15 protein-coding genes and 1 pseudogene are annotated in these 13,051 nt (G+C 70.5%); 8 read left to right on the forward strand and 8 right to left on the reverse strand.

Going from position 1 to position 13,051, the window contains the following annotated elements:
* Positions 1-3 precede the first annotated feature (3 nt).
* Complete coding sequence (locus tag ACQPY0_RS15660) at positions 4-450, forward strand: hemerythrin domain-containing protein (RefSeq protein ID WP_432995257.1); 447 nt, start codon at positions 4-6, stop codon at positions 448-450.
* Positions 451-492: 42 nt separating this feature from the next.
* Here the strand turns inward: ACQPY0_RS15660 and ACQPY0_RS15665 are convergent, their stop codons facing one another.
* From ACQPY0_RS15665 to ACQPY0_RS15680, 4 genes and pseudogenes are all read right to left on the reverse strand, one after another.
* Positions 493-759, reverse strand: a complete 267-nt coding sequence (locus ACQPY0_RS15665; RefSeq protein ID WP_432989331.1) for a hypothetical protein — start codon at positions 757-759, stop codon at positions 493-495.
* On the reverse strand, positions 756-1,091 hold the full coding sequence (locus tag ACQPY0_RS15670) for a hypothetical protein (protein ID WP_432989333.1): 336 nt from the start codon (positions 1,089-1,091) through the stop codon (positions 756-758). The genes ACQPY0_RS15665 and ACQPY0_RS15670 overlap by 4 nt, the downstream gene beginning before the upstream one ends.
* A gap of 257 nt (positions 1,092-1,348) precedes the next feature.
* Positions 1,349-1,986, reverse strand: a pseudogene (locus tag ACQPY0_RS15675) (response regulator); the annotation flags it as partial.
* A 2-nt stretch (positions 1,987-1,988) separates the two neighbouring features.
* A complete protein-coding gene (locus ACQPY0_RS15680) occupies positions 1,989-2,417 on the reverse strand; it encodes a sensor histidine kinase (RefSeq protein WP_432989335.1) in 429 nt (142 codons plus the stop codon).
* On the opposite strand from ACQPY0_RS15680, the gene ACQPY0_RS15685 reads away from it, so the two are divergent.
* Positions 2,418-3,002: a DUF998 domain-containing protein gene (locus ACQPY0_RS15685; protein WP_432989337.1), complete on the forward strand. Its 585-nt coding sequence runs from the start codon at positions 2,418-2,420 to the stop codon at positions 3,000-3,002.
* Here the strand turns inward: ACQPY0_RS15685 and ACQPY0_RS15690 are convergent.
* Entirely contained in the window at positions 2,967-4,211 is a 1,245-nt protein-coding gene (locus tag ACQPY0_RS15690) for an alpha/beta hydrolase family protein (protein WP_432989339.1), read from the reverse strand. The two genes, ACQPY0_RS15685 and ACQPY0_RS15690, sit on opposite strands and share 36 nt — an antisense overlap.
* A gap of 76 nt (positions 4,212-4,287) precedes the next feature.
* Between ACQPY0_RS15690 and ACQPY0_RS15695 the strand changes: the two genes are divergently transcribed.
* From ACQPY0_RS15695 to ACQPY0_RS15705, 3 genes are all read left to right on the forward strand, one after another.
* Positions 4,288-4,695, forward strand: coding sequence for a hypothetical protein (locus tag ACQPY0_RS15695; protein ID WP_432989341.1), 408 nt, complete (start codon positions 4,288-4,290; stop codon positions 4,693-4,695).
* Between the two features lie 12 nt (positions 4,696-4,707).
* A complete protein-coding gene (locus ACQPY0_RS15700) occupies positions 4,708-4,926 on the forward strand; it encodes a helix-turn-helix transcriptional regulator (RefSeq protein WP_432989343.1) in 219 nt (72 codons plus the stop codon).
* A 194-nt stretch (positions 4,927-5,120) separates the two neighbouring features.
* A complete protein-coding gene (locus tag ACQPY0_RS15705; protein ID WP_432989345.1) occupies positions 5,121-5,756 on the forward strand; it encodes an SIMPL domain-containing protein in 636 nt (211 codons plus the stop codon).
* A gap of 110 nt (positions 5,757-5,866) precedes the next feature.
* On the opposite strand, the gene ACQPY0_RS15710 is transcribed toward ACQPY0_RS15705, so the two are convergent.
* Positions 5,867-6,607, reverse strand: coding sequence for a class I SAM-dependent methyltransferase (locus ACQPY0_RS15710; RefSeq protein ID WP_432989347.1), 741 nt, complete (start codon positions 6,605-6,607; stop codon positions 5,867-5,869).
* A gap of 133 nt (positions 6,608-6,740) precedes the next feature.
* Between ACQPY0_RS15710 and ACQPY0_RS15715 the strand changes: the two genes are divergently transcribed.
* The 3 genes from ACQPY0_RS15715 to ACQPY0_RS15725 all read left to right on the forward strand — a co-directional run bounded on the left by ACQPY0_RS15715 (position 6,741) and on the right by ACQPY0_RS15725 (position 9,411).
* Positions 6,741-7,928, forward strand: a complete 1,188-nt coding sequence (locus ACQPY0_RS15715; RefSeq protein WP_432989349.1) for a sensor histidine kinase — start codon at positions 6,741-6,743, stop codon at positions 7,926-7,928.
* Positions 7,929-7,936: 8 nt separating this feature from the next.
* Complete coding sequence (locus ACQPY0_RS15720; RefSeq protein ID WP_432989351.1) at positions 7,937-8,572, forward strand: response regulator; 636 nt, start codon at positions 7,937-7,939, stop codon at positions 8,570-8,572.
* Between the two features lie 116 nt (positions 8,573-8,688).
* Positions 8,689-9,411 (forward strand): DedA family protein, encoded by a 723-nt coding sequence (locus ACQPY0_RS15725; RefSeq protein WP_432989353.1) that lies wholly within the window; start codon positions 8,689-8,691, stop codon positions 9,409-9,411.
* On the opposite strand, the gene ACQPY0_RS15730 is transcribed toward ACQPY0_RS15725, so the two are convergent.
* The gene (locus ACQPY0_RS15730; RefSeq protein ID WP_432989355.1) at positions 9,317-10,708 is read right to left on the reverse strand and encodes a DedA family protein; all 1,392 of its coding nucleotides are present in this window, start codon (positions 10,706-10,708) and stop codon (positions 9,317-9,319) included. The genes ACQPY0_RS15725 and ACQPY0_RS15730 overlap by 95 nt on opposite strands.
* 97 nt (positions 10,709-10,805) lie before the next feature.
* Positions 10,806-13,022: an SF1B family DNA helicase RecD2 gene (recD2, locus tag ACQPY0_RS15735; RefSeq protein ID WP_432989357.1), complete on the reverse strand. Its 2,217-nt coding sequence runs from the start codon at positions 13,020-13,022 to the stop codon at positions 10,806-10,808.
* Positions 13,023-13,051: the final 29 nt, after the last annotated feature.

Below are 13,051 nucleotides of genomic sequence, written 5' to 3' on the forward strand. Positions count from 1 at the left end.
ACCATGCCGACCGCCGACCTGGCCGTGACCCGGCAGCTGTACGCGCAGCACACCGCCATCCGCCCGCTCGTCGAGCAGATCCGGGCCGTCGCCGACGACCTCTCCGTCACCGGAGGCGACCTCGGGCCCGTCCGTGAGCTGCTCGACCGCCTCGAGGCCGACCTGCTGCCGCACGAGCGGGCCGAGGAGGCACAGCTGCTGCCGATCGTCGCGCGGGCCCTCGGCGGTCCTGACCCGATCGCGGCGCTCAGCCGCACCCACGCCGAGATCGAGCACCAGATCCGCCGGCTGCGCCGTATCCTGCCGGACACCGGCGCCCGGGCCGAGCCGGAGGACGTGATCGACCTGCGGGCCGGCCTCTACGGCCTGTACGCCATCATGCAGCTGCACAACGCCCAGGAGGAGGAGAACGCGTTCAGCCTCATGCCGGCAGCGTCCACCCCGACCTGAGCCGGTCCACCCAGGCCGGCTTCTCGGACGCCCGCCGCATCACTACTCGCCGGACCTCTGCGGCCCGCTCCGATCAGGTGCGCGGAGTACGGCCACGAGGAGCAGCCCGACGCCCGTCGCGTAAACAGCGGCCCACCAGGTCAGCTCCACGAGGAGCGGGACGAGGAGGACAACGAACCCGGCGACGGCCGGCGCCGCTGCCCGGGCCAGGCGCCGCCACCACACGATCGCCAGGATCAGTCCGGCGAGGACGGTCGCGGCATACGCGCCGTCGCGCAGGTAGCCGATGAGGTCGTCGAAGTCGTTCACGACGCCACCGCCGGGCGGCGCGTGCGGCCGGCGAAGATCGCCCAGGCCAGCAGCGGCAGCGCCGCCAGGTCGAGCGGGAGCACCAGCAGGCTCACCGTGTCCGTCCACCCCAGGTTGACCAGCCGGCGTTCGTTGAGCAGCGTGGTGATCGCCTGGATGCTGGCGAAGCGCAGGACACCGTCGGTGACGACGACGATCAGGGACAGCACGACCCCGGCAATGGCGGCCCGGCCGCGCCGGCCGAGGGCCGCGCGGCGGCGGATCAGCATGACGAGGCCGATGAGCAGCACCACAGTGGACAGCGCCGCATCCGCGACGACGGGGGTCGCCAAATGTGCCTCCTCGGCAAAGACGGACCAGTGCCGCCAGATCGTACCCGCCACGCGGCCGGCAAGAGGGTCCATAGTGGACATGCAGAGATTCAAGCGTCGACCCCATCGAAGGCGGCTGCGCCAACAACTACGTCTACGTCTTCGGTGGCCCGCTCAACAAGAACGACCTCACCGGCCAGTCCGGCTGCACCGTCACGATCGACTCGCCCCCCCCCGCATCGCGGCAATGTGTGCCGGCGATCAGCGACCGGTGGCACCCCTGGGCTGACGATGCCCGACTCGTAGGCGATGATCACCGCTTGCGTTCGATTGGTGGCGGAGAGCTTCGCAAAGACATTGCCCACATGGGTCTTCACCGTCTCCGGACTGATCACCAACGTCCGGGCGAGCTCCATGTTCGACAGACCGGCGGCCATCAGTCGAAGGATTTCGGTCTCCCGGATGGTCAACGCCGGGTGCCGGACGGTGACCGGACGTGCGGGACGAGCGGCGACGAGCGCGCGTACCGTGTTGGGAAAAAGGAGTGAGTCCCCCGCATCGACCACTCGGATCGCGTGCGCTATCTGGGCGAGCGGGGACCTTTTCAAAAAAAGCCGTGAGCACCTGCACAAAGCGCGTCATACACATAGTCGTCGTTCTCGAACGTCGTGATGACCAATACTTTCGGTGGCTCAGTCAGCTCCGAGCGGAGCAGTTCAGTGGCCCGGATGCCGTCCAGCACAGGCATCCGCACATCCATCAACACCACGTCCGGGCGCAGGTCGGCGACCAGCGGCAGGACCTGGCCCCCGTCCGCGGCCTCGGCGACCACGTCGAAGTCATCCTCGAAGGACAGCAATGAGCGCAGACCAGCGCGGGTCAGCTCGTCGTCGTCGGCGATCAGCAGACGGATCATGGTCAGGACCGGGACAGTGGAAGCGAGGCGACAAGTCGCCAGCGTCGGCCGTTGTCGTCGGTGACCGGGCCTGCGGTGACCACACCCCGCAGGACGTGCACCCGTTCGGCGATACCGGTCAGGCCGCGTCCACCGCGCTCGGTAACGGCGCCGGACGCAATCGGGTTGGTCAGCTCCACCTCCAGCCGGTCCGAGCCGACGCTCACCCGCACGGTGATCGGACCCGGATGACGCATCGCGTTGGTCAGCCCCTCCTGCACTATCCGGTACGCCTCGCGGGACACCGCTGCCGGTACCTGATCCGGCGCCCCGATGATCACGGCGTCGACAACCGTGCCTGCGCGCTGCACCCGGTGAAACAGCGTCCGCAGGTCGGCCAGGGTGTAGGGCGGATCCGGTGACGCCGTGCCCTCGCGGAGCACGCCGAGCACGTGGTCGAGATCATCAGCGATCTGGGAAATGTCACGTGCGGTCCCTTCGACGGCCGCGATATCTGCTCGCCGGCGCACCGCGTGTTCAATATCGGCGCCATCCTGCTGGGCTGCCTCGTTGCAGCCGGAGCGGTCCTGGTGCGGGACGCGTGGGGCAACGGCAAACCGGCCGTTCTCGGACGCCTTGGTGTCCTGCTGGCCGCCCTGGGATACGTGCTGGTAGGAGCGTTCCCCGCCGATGTGAATCTCGGCATGCACCTGCTCGCTGCCCTGTTTGTCATGCCGGTGGCGAATATCGGACTGCTGGCCAGCGGACTCACGCGTCGCGGCTCAACGCTGTGGGAGGTGCGATGGATCACTCGAACCTGCGGCATCGTCGCCTTCGTCGCGTCGTACCTACACTTCTTCGGTCCGTGGCTGGGGATCGGTAAGGGCGGCATGGAACGAGTAGCCGTATTCACCCTGATCGTCTGGTGCGGGGGTATCGGAATCTTCCTACTGCGCCGGATACGGCTCGGTGGTGGCCGTCGGGCGGGGACGGCCGGTGCCTCAGCGGAGGAACCGGATCTGCGGGTAGCGGGGTGAGGGGCGCTGGAGCAGGTGGTTGTCGAGGTGGCGTAGATGAAGGTCGAAGAATGCTCGTATGTAGTCGCGTTGGGCGTGGATGGCGCGGTGCGGGTCGAGGGTGCCGATTGCTTGCGTCACCTGGATAGGCGTCAACCCCAGGATGGGCGCGGCCTGGGGTAGCAGCGTTTCCAGGTCGGTGAACGAGATGTGGGTGGAGCCGATGAGGGCCAGTTCCCGTTTCCAGCCGTACTGGCCGGCCCAGAACTGATCCCAGCTGGGATCCTCCGAGCCTGGGCCGGGGTTGCTGCCGAACAGAAGGAACGGGCGCTCGGTGCCTGCGGTGACGGGTGGCAGGAGGCTCCCGTCCAGGTTGACGCCGGCCCGCAGGCGCCGGTCGGCGCGGATGGCTGCGGCGGCTGTGGCGCCGCCGAGGGAGTGGCCGAGCATGCCGACGCGGGACAGGTCGAACGCGCCGGCGAGGGTGGGTGGCAGGTGTCGCCGTCCGGCGTCGGTGTTGTGTCCGGAGTTGAGCGCGGTGAGTTGGTCCAGCACGAACCGGGTGTCCGCGGTGCGCACCGCGAGGGCCTTGGTGATCAGGGCATCGTCGATGTCGCCGGTCATGGCGAAGGTTTCCACCCGGCCGCCGGGAAACTCGACCTGGTCGGCGTCGTAGGTGTGGTCGATGGCCACGACCAGGTAGCCGTGGCTGGCCAACTCCTCGATCAGAGTAGTGCCGAGGCTGCGGTCGCTGCGCAGGCCCGGCGAGTACAGGACGACCGGCCTCCCGCACCGGCTGCGGTCCACCGGTGCGGCCAGGTGGGCGTGCGTGGCCGGCAGCAGCAGTGTGCCGGGCGGGATGCCCTGTTCCTGCTCGAAGAAGGGGACGGCGCCGGGTGACATCCACGGCGCGGGCGGGTGGCCATGGGCGGCGAGTGCCGGGTACCAGAGCTGGATCATGAGTTCCCGAGCGGGGCGGGAATCCTGCCAGGGATCGACGCGTGCCCGGTCGACCAGGTGAAGCGAGACCGTGCCCAGGGGATGCGGACCGGTTGGTGCGGGCAGGGTAAGCCGCACCGGAGTCGGCGTGGGGTTGGCTGCGACCAGCGAGTCCGCGGCGGGTCGCGACTGGGCGGATGCCGCGGTGGCCACCGGGACGGAAGCGATGGCTGACGCCGCGGCGGTACCGAGCAGCGCTCGGCGGCTCAGGAGTCGTCTCTCGTTCAACACCGCCAAAATGTAAGGTTGGCCTTCCATGAAGTCAAGGTCACTTTACTTCATGGAAGGCGTGGCTTACATTCATCGCATGGCAGACGAGGCACGGAAAGATCAAGTGACGCGTGCGGCCCGCCGCGCTGTGCTCATCGACGGCATACCCGTGTCCGCTTTGGGGGTGATCGCCCTGGCTCTGGGCAGCAACCCCGATCAGAGCACCGCCCAGAAGGCCTGGTGGATCGCGACCACCATCGTGTTCACCCTCGCGGTGGCCTGGGTGCTGCTGCGGGCATTCCGGCGCGCGGACGAATACCTGCGCAGGGTTCAGCTGGAGAGCATGGCCATCGCGTTCGCCGCCGTCCTCGTGGGGCTGCAAGTGGCTACCCTGCTCGATGCCGCAGGCATCATCCAGCTCCGTCAGCTCGCGCAGCTGATCCTCCTCGGTGGCGTGGCAATCTGGCTGCTGATCGCGGACCTGCGCACCCGCTTCCACCGCTGAAGGAGAGCACCTGTGAAGAACCGGCTACGCGAACTGCGCGCAGCTCGCCGGTGGAGCCAGGCCGACCTGGCCGACCGGTGCCAGGTCTCCCGGCAGGCCATCAACGCCATCGAAACCGAGCGGTACGACCCCAGCCTGCCGCTGGCGTTCACCATCGCCGACGTCTTCGGCCTGACTATCGAGGAGATCTTCCGTCCTAACCGGACGGAAGATACGGGCGAACCGGCCTGACATCGAGTCCGTTCAGCAACAGTTACGGCATCTGTATCGCAGTCGACGGCGTCGCCCGCCGCCTGACCGGCAAGGTCGGCTTGCTCTGGCCTCCGCATCTGCGATGCGCCCGCTACACAGCGTCGTCGCGTGCTTGGGTAGCCCGCGGGGACAACGGCGTGCTCGATGGTCTGGTTGGATCAGCGGTCAGGCAGATGGTGGAGCATCCCTGGGGGATTACCGCGTTCGGCGCCGCGAGCGTGAAGGCTGTGCCGGATCTTGTGCGCGTACGGTTCAAGGTTGTGCGGGTGGAGCAGGCCCCGGCCGCCGCGTTCGAGGCGGCTCGCGCAGCCGTGCGGGCCGTGCGCGGCGCGCTGCGCGAGCATGGGGTCGCCGACGCGGCGGTCGAGGGTTCGCGGCTGGATCTGAAGACCGCGACCGAGTATGTGGACGGGTCGCGCAAGTTCGTCGGCTACCAATGCCAGGCCGCGTTTGCGGTCGAGTCCGGCGCGCTGGACGACATCGAGCCGCTGCTGGTCGACATCGTCGCGGCCGGCGCCAACGAGATCGAGGGCGTCGACTTCGATGTCGTCGGCAAGCGCGAACTGCGGGCCGAGGCCCGGCGCGGAGCAGTTGCCGCGGCCCGCGCCAAGGCCGATCTGTACGCCGAGGCCGCCGGTGTTCGCATCGGCGCGGTCCTGCACGTTGAGGACGTAGACCCCGAACAGCCGGGCGCCTCCCGCTACCGCGGCCACGCCGAAGCCGCCGCGACGACGGCCCAGGACCTCGCCCCAGGCCACATCGTCGTGTCCGCCGCGGTGATCCTCGGCTACGCCGTGGCCCGCGACTGACCGTCTGAGCCACTGCCAGACCTCAACGTCACGTGCGCGAGTCGCTGTCGACAGTCGATCACGCGTCGCGAGGGGGTGGGGCCGGCCGGCCGGTCTGCGGCCGACCGGGTTCAGCGGACGGGTTCGGTGCGCAGGCCGGTCGGCGTGCACGAGGCCCGCGTGCGGTGGTCCTGCGCGGGACGCTGGAGGCGCCAGACGCGGGCGGGTGGCACGTTGGCCCAGATGGTGCGACAGCTGGTCGCGTATTCGCGCCGGTACGTGTGCATCACCTGGTCGACGGCGTCGTGGCGGCGGGACTCGGCCGGTGAGGCGAGAAGCCGGCGGGCCGTGCGAGTGCCGAGGTAGGCGATGTAGGTGAGGGTTCCGCCCGGATGGAGCAGGGCCATGAGGCGCGCCATGATCTTGGCGACCTGGAGCGGTTCGAAGTTCGTCAAGGGCAGACCGGAGACGATGACGTCGTAGCGGTGGTCGGTGTCGTACCGTTCGAGCAGCGTCTGGTGCACCGTGGTCTGCACGGCTCGTTCGCGCGGCAGCGGGTGTGCGTCGACGAGGCGGCCGACGCGGGCGGCGAAGCCCCGGTTGGCCTCGATGATGTCGAGGCGGCTCGCCCTTGGGGCCGCGTCGATGAGGGCCCGCGTGACCGAGCCGGTGCCGGCGCCGACCTCGAGGATGCTCTTCGGGCGGGGGCCGCCGGCTCGGACGGGTTCGGCGAGGGCGGCGGCCAGGGCGTTGCCGCTGGGGAGCACCGCGCCGATGGAACGGGGGTCACGGATCGCCTGGCGGAGGAACGCGCCGCGTTCGGCCCAGCGGCCGGTGATCGTGTCCGGGGTCGGAAGGTCTTTGCCGATCATGATTTCGACGCTACGGTCGCTGCCCCGGCCGGCTGATCCGCTTTTGTGCGACGGGCACCCCCGACGAAAGTCGGGGCGCGCAGTGGTCGGGAGTACGGGGTCGTGGGCGCCCGGCGTGCCTAGGATCGGCAGCGTGAATGCGGTCTGGGCGGCGCGGGCGAGACGCGCCGGGCGTGTGGTGCTTGTGGTGATCCTGGCCGGATTCGACGTCACCACCGCCGTGCTGTCCGGTCGAGGGCTGACGCTGGTCGCCGCCTGTGTCGCGGTCGTGGTGTCCGTGGGGGCGCTGCTGGTCGGCCGGGTCCGGTGGCCGGTGGCCGCGCCGCTGGCGGTGACCGGGCTGACGGTGCTGGTGGGATCGTGGCAACTGCTGCTGTTGCTGTGCGTAGCGTTGTTCGATCTGGCGGCCGACCGGCGCGCCAGGAGGGCGTGGGCCTGTGTGGCGTTCGTGGTCGCCGTCAACGTCGTCAGGGATGTCCTCACGTCGGGATTCTCGGTATATGAGTATTCGCAGCCGCTGTTCTTCATGACGCTTGCGATCGTCGCCGGCCTGTGGGCCGGCGGGCGGCGGCGCATGATGCAGCTGCTGGCCGACCAGGTGGAGCATCTCAAGACCGAGGCGGTGTTGCGTGAGGAGGCCGCCCGCAGCAAGGAGCGGGCGCGGATCGCGGCGGAGATGCACGACGTGCTGGCGCACCGGCTGAGCCTCATCGCCCTGCACACCGGCGTTCTCGTCGCCCGTGGCGAGGTTCTGCCCGAGCGGGTCACCGATCGGCTGCGGCTGCTGCGTACCGCGTCGACCGATGCGCTGGCCGACCTGCGTGACGTCCTCGACGCGTTGCGATTCCCCGACATCCGCACCGGCGGCGGTGACGGTGCCGGCGGTCGTGATGATGGCCGGGCGCCGACGGCACCGGCCGTGGGGCAGGTGCAGGACCTCGTCGCCGAGGCCCGGGCGGCCGGGCAGCGCATCGAGCTGTCGATCGACGGGGATCCCGACGACGCGCCCACCACGCACCGGCTCGCCGTCTACCGCGTCGCGCAGGAGGCACTCACCAACGCACGCAAGCACGCCGCCGGCGCCTCGGTGGTGGTCCGCGTCCACTATCGCCAGCCGGCGACGACGGTCGAGGTCGTCAACGCGGCGGGCGCCCCGCAGGCGAGTCTCGTGGGTTCCGGATATGGTCTGGTAGGTCTGCGGGAACGCATCTCCGCCCTCGGCGGCCACCTGACGGCCGGCCCGGCCGAAGCCGGCTCCTGGCGGTTGACCGCCGACATGCCGCACCCGCCCGAGGCCGCACAGAACAGGCAGGCGCCGTGATCCGAGTCATGATCGTCGACGATGACGCGCTCGTCCGGCTGGGGCTGTCCGACCTGCTCGACGGCGATCCAGCCATCGAGGTGGTCGCCCAGGCCACCGACGGCGTCGAGGCCCTCGAACAGGCCACGGCCCGGCAGGTCGACGTCGCGCTCGTCGACGTGCGGATGCCCCGCATGGACGGCATCACCGCGGTGGCGAAACTCCGGGCGCTGCCGCGACCGCCACGGGTGATCACCCTGACCACCTTCGACCTCGACGAGTACGTCTACGACGCGCTCGCCGCCGGCGCCGACGGGTTCCTGCTCAAGGACATCGACCCCACCGAGATCGTGCGCGCCGTCCACGTCGTCGCAGCGGGCTCCGCGATGCTGCACCCGGCTGCGGCGCGCCGGGTCATCGACCGGTACCACGCCACCAGCACCCCGCGGACCGCCGCGGCCAACGCCCGGCTGGACCGGCTCACCCCGCGCGAACGCGACGTGCTCACCCACCTCGCCCGCGGCGACACGAACGCCGACATCGCCGGGGCCCTCACCATGCGCGAGAGCACCGTGAAAGCCCACGTCAGCCGGATCCTGGCGGCCCTGGAGGTCACGAACCGGGTGCAGGCGGCGCTGCTGGCCCGCGACGCCGGCCTGTCGTGACCGGCCCACCGACTTTCGTCGGTGCACGCCGTCGCAATCCGGCGGATTCGGCCAGAGCCGCCGATCCCTAACGTCGCAATCATGAACACCAACGTCCGGACCAGGCCGGATTCGCGATGCTGGGCGAGCTGACCGAGACGCTGACGGGCGTGCTGGGCCAGGTGCCGCCCGCGGCCGTGTACGGCATCGTCGCCGCCGCGCTGCTCGTCGAGTCGAACCTCCTGTTCGGGGTGCTCGTGCCGACGCTGACCCTGATGCTGACGGCGGGCGCCCTGGCCGGTCGCGGCCACCTGCGACTGCCGATCCTGGTCGCGGTCGCGGCCGGCGCCGTCATCGCGGCCGACCTCATCAGTTACCACACTGGTCGGATCCTGGGCGGCCGGCTGCGCACAAGCCGCCTCGGCCGGCGGATTCCCGCCGCCGCCTGGGCCCGGGCGGAGCAGGCCATGGCCCGCCACGGTGCCCGCGGGGTCGCGCCGGCCCGGTTCATCCCGCTGCTGCGAACCCTGGTTCCGCACCTCGCCGGGGCCACCCACGTGCCGTACCGCCGCGTCGCCCCGTACAGCATCACCGCCGCGGTCACGTGGACCCTGCTGGCGGCCGGCACCGGCTACACCGCCGCACGGTCCGTGGACTGGCTCTCCGCTGCCGCGGGGCCGCTGCTGGCCATTGCCGCCCTGGCCGCCGCCGTCGCGGTCATCGTCGTGGTCAGACGGCGGCGATCCACGCGGAAGACCAGAACTGTTACGCGCGAGCCCCATCCATCGGGCGGGCCAGAGCTGTGCCCGGAGCCGGTTGCGCGGGACGCGGTGCCGCCCGCCGGATTCGAATCACGGTGATCGTCGCGACCGCCCAGAACCCGCCCAGCAGAACCGACGCTACGGTGTCGCTGAACGCGCTCCATCCGATGTAGATCCGCGCGGCCGCCAGGACCAGCAGCCCCGCGGTGGCCGCCGCCCACACCGCCGCCGCCCGTACCCTCCCGGCACCGCGAGTCACCGACCACGCCAGCACGACGACGGCCGCGGTGACCACCGCTTCGAAGCTGAAGAACTGCGTCGGAGCCCCCGGACGCTCGGCCCGCCGGACGGCCTGGTCGAGCACGACGAGCGGGATGACCGGACCGAGCGCGGCGAGCGCCTCGAGCAGCGACGTGCGCTGCCGTAGCCGGCGCAGGGTGACGACAACGGCGGCGATCAGGGAACCCGCTAGGAAAAGCCAGGTCACGGTCATGGACGTGATCGCGATCGCCCGACCCGCCGCGTGCCACTGCTGCCGGGCCGCGACCCAGTCGGCGACCTTGCCGTTCAGCGCGGAGAGTTCAGTGAGCCGCACGGCGAGCACCGTGAGCTTGGTCATCGCCCAGCCGCCGGCGAGTACCAGCACGAACCCGGCGCCGAGCGTTACCGCCGTTGTGCGCCGGGGGCCGAATCGGGCGGCCAGCGCATCCAGCAGCCGGCGGTACCGCATCGCGAAGGACTGCACCGGCGCCGAACCCGTCAGCAGCCGCCATCCGAGGCTGACCGGATCCGGGTTGTGTGCCAGCCACCGCCCGCCCAGCACGACGGCCAGGCCGACCAGCGTCAGGACGCCGAGACCTGCCGTCATGTGGCCGAACGACGCGCTCAACGCCTCGTACGACTTTCCGGCCGCGAATCCGGCCAGCACCTCCAGCGCGGCCCAGCCGATCACTCCGAACACGTTCCATACCGCGAATGTGCCATACCGCATCCCGGCGACCCCGCACAGCTGTGGCACCAGCGTGCGCACGACCGTCACGAATCGCCCGACCAGCGCGGCCCGCCCGCCCTGCCGCCGAATCAACCCGTCGGCCCGATCCCAGCGCTGCTCACCGATCCGGCGGCCGATCACCGTGTTCCGCAGCCGGGCGCCCTGCCGCCGCCCCGTCCAGTATCCCAGATGGTCCCCGAGCACCCCGGCAGCCACGACCACCGACAGTGCCACCCACAGGTTCAGATCACCCGCCCGGCACAGGAACCCCATCAGCAGCAGCGACGACAGTGTCGGTACCGGAATCCCGGCCAGCACCGCCGTCTCCGCACACACCAGCGCTGCCACGATCACGTACACCAGCACCGGCGGCACAGAGGTCATCACCTCGGTCAGCCAGGCCATCGCATCGCCCCTCCCCGGCCACGCCAACGGCGGCCTTGTCCGCAGATCGGCATTGCCGGGGCCCTGATGAGCAAAGTGGCGTGGGCGGCCCGTCCGGTCAGGTGGTGAGGCGGTGGGTGAGGGCGGTGTGGCGGCGGCCGGCGCCGACGGTGCGTACGGCGGCGGCGAGGGCGCGGCGGGACCCGACGAGGACGACGAGCTTCTTGGCGCGGGTGACGGCGGTGTAGAGCAGGTTGCGTTGCAGCATGGTCCAGGCGCTGGTGGTCAGCGGGATGACGACGGCGGGATACTCGGAGCCTTGGGAGCGGTGGATGGTCATGGCGTAGGCGTGGGCGAGTTCGTCGAGTTCGTCGAACTCGTAGTCGATGGATTCGTCCTCGTCGGTGCGCACGGTGAGGGTCTGTTCGTCCGTGGACAGGGCGGTGATGACGCCGAGGGTACCGTTGAAGACCCCGGCTTGGCCTTTGTCGTAGTTGTTGCGGATCTGGGTGACTTTGTCGCCGAGGCGGAACACCCGCCCGCCGGAGCGTCGTTCCGGCAGCCCGTCGCGGCCGGGGGTGAGTCGCTGCTGGAGCAGGCCGTTGAGGGCGCCGGCGCCGGCGGGGCCGCGGTGCATCGGGGCGAGGACCTGGATGTCGCGGCGTGGGTCGAGCCCGAACTTGGCTGGGATGCGGGTGCAGGCCACGTCGACGGTCAGCGCGGCGGTGGCTTCGGTGTCGTCGCAGGGGAACAGGAAGAAGTCGGTCATGCCCTGCAGCTGCGGTGGTTTGCCGGCGTTGATGCGGTGGGCGTTGGTGACGACCCCGGACTGGGCGGCCTGCCGGAACACCTGGGTGAGCCGTACCTGCGGGACGTTGTCGGCGGCGAGGATGTCGCGCAGGACCTCGCCGGCGCCGACGGACGGCAGCTGGTCCACATCACCGACGAGCAGCACATGCGCACCCGGCGGTACAGCCTTGATCAGCTTGTTGGCCAGGATCAGGTCGAGCATGGACGCCTCGTCGACGACGAGCAGGTCGACGTCGAGGGGGTTGTCCCGGTCGTAGGACGGGTCGCCGCCGGGCCGTAGTTGTAGCAGGCGGTGGACGGTGGCGGCGGGGTGGCCGGTGAGCTCGGCGAGGCGTTTCGCGGCCCGGCCGGTCGGCGCGACGAGCGTGACCTTGGCCTTCTTCGCGGCGGCGAGGGTGACGATGGAGCGGACGGTGAAGCTCTTGCCACAGCCGGGGCCGCCGGTGAGCACGGCGACCTTCGAGGTGAGCGCGAGCCGGACCGCCTGCTCCTGTTCCGGGGCGAGGGTGGCGCCGGTGCGGGTGTGCAGCCAGGTGAGGGCTTTGGGCCAGTCGACGCCGGTGAAGTGTGGCATCCGGTCGGCCCGGTCGCGCAGCAGCCGGGTCAGCGCGCCGGCGAGGGCGGTCTCGGCCCGGTGGAACGGCACCAGATACACCGCGGTGACCGGCCCGTCCGGCCCGGGTACCGTCTCGCGGACGACGCCCTCATCGGCGGCGAGGGCGTCCAGACAGGCGCCGGTCAGGCCGGCGGGAACGTCGAGGATCTTGACCGCGTCGGCGATCAGCTGGGCCTGCGGCAGGTAGCAGTGCCCGGCATCGGTCGCCTCGGACAGGGTGTACTGCAGACCGGCCTTCACCCGCTCGGGGCTGTCGTGCGGGATGCCGACCGCCTGGGCGATCGTGTCGGCGGTCTTGAACCCGATGCCCCACACGTCGGCGGCGAGCTGGTACGGCTCGGTGCGCACCACCGTGATCGACGTGTCGCCGTACTGCTTGAAGATCCGCACCGCCAGGGACGTCGACACGCCGACGCCCTGCAGGAAGACCATCACCTCCTTGATCGCCTTCTGCTCTTCCCAGGCAGCGGTGATCTTCGCCGTGCGTTTCGGGCCCAGGCCGGGGACCTCGACCAGCCGGGCGGGTTCCTCCTCGATGACCCGCAACGTGTCCAGGCCGAAGTGCGCGACGATCCGCTCGGCGAACACCGGCCCGATTCCTTTGACCAGTCCCGAACCGAGATACCGCTGGATGCCCTGGATCGTGGCGGGCAGGACCGTGGTGTAGGACTCGACCTCGAACTGCCGGCCGTACTTGGGATGACTCGACCACCGGCCGACCAGACGCAGACTCTCGCCGGGCTGGGCACCGAGCAGCGCCCCGACCACGGTCAGCAACTCGTCCCCGCCGCGGGCGGTGGCGACCCGGGCCACGGTGTAACCGGTGTCCTCGTTGACGTACGTCAGCCGCTCCAGCACCGCCTCGAGCACAGCCCCCGACTGGCGGGGCGAGGCAGCGGTCGCGGTCACGGCGACCATCGTGCCCGCCTACCCGCCCG

Origin of the sequence: Dactylosporangium sp. CA-233914 (assembly GCF_050942935.1) — a bacterium.
Lineage (GTDB): Bacteria > Actinomycetota > Actinomycetes > Mycobacteriales > Micromonosporaceae > Dactylosporangium.

Coding starts and splice junctions, on each gene's coding strand:
- ACQPY0_RS15660 (WP_432995257.1), top strand. CDS start 4: ATGCCGACCGCCGACCTGGCCGTGACCCGGCAGCTGTACGCGCAGCAC.
- ACQPY0_RS15695 (WP_432989341.1), top strand. CDS start 4,288: ATGGCAGACGAGGCACGGAAAGATCAAGTGACGCGTGCGGCCCGCCGC.
- ACQPY0_RS15705 (WP_432989345.1), top strand. CDS start 5,121: ATGGTGGAGCATCCCTGGGGGATTACCGCGTTCGGCGCCGCGAGCGTG.
- ACQPY0_RS15710 (WP_432989347.1), bottom strand. CDS start 6,607: ATGATCGGCAAAGACCTTCCGACCCCGGACACGATCACCGGCCGCTGG.
- ACQPY0_RS15720 (WP_432989351.1), top strand. CDS start 7,937: ATGATCGTCGACGATGACGCGCTCGTCCGGCTGGGGCTGTCCGACCTG.
- ACQPY0_RS15725 (WP_432989353.1), top strand. CDS start 8,689: ATGCTGGGCGAGCTGACCGAGACGCTGACGGGCGTGCTGGGCCAGGTG.
- ACQPY0_RS15730 (WP_432989355.1), bottom strand. CDS start 10,708: ATGGCCTGGCTGACCGAGGTGATGACCTCTGTGCCGCCGGTGCTGGTG.